The organism is Enterococcus sp. NBRC 3427, from assembly GCF_007996925.1.
Lineage (GTDB): Bacteria > Bacillota > Bacilli > Lactobacillales > Enterococcaceae > Enterococcus_B > Enterococcus_B lactis.
In genome coordinates this window covers 1-1,849 of record NZ_BJLL01000109.1, presented here as the reverse complement: position 1 = coordinate 1,849, position 1,849 = coordinate 1, and the positions used below count along the sequence as shown (strand labels likewise).

1 protein-coding gene is annotated in these 1,849 nt (G+C 38.6%); it reads right to left on the bottom strand.

All coding sequences use genetic code 11. The annotated features are described in order from the left end of the window. Positions 1-280 precede the first annotated feature (280 nt). Positions 281-1,573 (bottom strand): adenylosuccinate synthase, encoded by a 1,293-nt coding sequence (locus tag ESP02_RS13050; RefSeq protein WP_002288375.1) that lies wholly within the window; start codon positions 1,571-1,573, stop codon positions 281-283. Positions 1,574-1,849 lie beyond the last annotated feature (276 nt).

The following is a 1,849-nucleotide window of genomic DNA, read 5'->3' as shown; positions in this document are numbered from 1 at the left end:
CAGTAAGAACAATCAGATAAAAATAGCACTCCATATTTTTCATCTGATTGGGCTTAGTGCCGTAGATGCAAGCTTTTGAACACCGTTTGTTCGGAAAAAGGGACTGTGACACGGTTTTTGTCACAGTCCCTTATTCTGAATAAACAGTGTTCAAGAGACAGCCTATCGGCAATAAGGCTAAACGTCTCTTTCACTACCTCTTCAAGTTATTATTATCGTATAGATAAACACTTCGACTCGCTCTGGTAAGAACGTCCTGATTCAGTCGTCGTTTTTATCCTTAGATTTGCGCCCAGACGCTTTCTAAGATGTTTGTTTGTGTTCTATCAGGTCCGACAGAAAATGTTGAGATACGTACACCAACAAGCTCTGAGATACGACGTACATAGTTACGTGCGTTTTCTGGCAGTTCTGCAAGTGTTTTGCATCCTGTAATGTCTTCTGACCAGCCTGGCAATTCTTCATAGATTGGTTTGCAGCGGTTCAACTCTTTCAAGCTTGCTGGATAGTGGTAGATTAGTTCGCCATCTAATTCATAAGCCGTACAAATTTTTACTGTTTCCAATCCACTTAATACATCGATCGAGTTTAAAGATAGGTTGGTAATACCTGAAACTCGTTTAGAATGGCGCATAACTACAGAATCAAACCAGCCTACACGACGCGGACGACCAGTTGTCGTACCGTATTCTCGTCCTACTTCGCGGATTTGTTCTCCTGTTTCATCAAATAATTCAGTTGGAAATGGTCCATCACCGACACGTGACGTATAGGCTTTGCAGACGCCGACAACTTTATTGATTTTTGAAGGCCCTACACCGCTTCCGATTGTTACCCCACCGGCTACTGGGTTAGAAGAAGTAACAAAAGGATAAGTTCCCTGGTCGATATCCAGCATTACACCTTGTGCGCCTTCAAACAACACGCGTTTGCCTGCATCCAAAGCATCATTCAAGATAACGGAAGTATCTGTGACGTATTGTTTGATTTGTTGTCCGTATTCATAATATTCTTCAAAAATATCGTCAAAATCAAGTGGTTCTGAATCAAACATTTTTACAAATTGACGGTTTTTGTCATCTAGATTCAAACGAAGACGTTCTTCAAAAATTTCTTTATCTAATAAGTCTGCAATACGGATACCTACACGAGCTGCTTTATCCATATAGGCAGGTCCGATTCCTTTAATCGTTGTACCAATCTTATTTTCGCCCTTAGCATCTTCTTGTAATTGGTCCAATTTGATATGATAAGGCAAGATTACGTGCGCGCGGTCAGAAATACGCAAATTACTTGTTTCTACACCTTTTTCATGTAAATAAGCTAATTCTTTAACCAATGATTTAGGATTGACTACAACGCCGTTTCCGATCACACTGATCTTGTCTTTATAAAAAATCCCAGAAGGAATCAAATGCAGTTTATAAGTCACACCGTTAAACTTAATTGTGTGCCCTGCATTGTCGCCACCTTGGTACCGTGCAATCACTTCAGCATTTTCACTGAGAAAGTCTGTGATTTTTCCTTTCCCTTCATCGCCCCATTGCGTACCTACTACTACTACAGATGACATGTGAACACCTCGTTCTATATTATTTAATCCTGAACCATTGTATCAATAATAGATACATATTTCAAATAAAATCGAATGATTTTTATTTTTATTTTATAAAAACGCTTAAAAAACGAACTTTATCTTTTTAGAATGGTTATTAAAAAAGAGGTTGTAACAGAAGTGGTCAGCTTCAAGAAATAAGAAGGAATGTACGAAAATTGCTTCTCAAATTTTTGTGAAATTTCGACTTATTTTTCGAAGAAGCTACTTTTGGAACACCGTGAATCAGAGGTT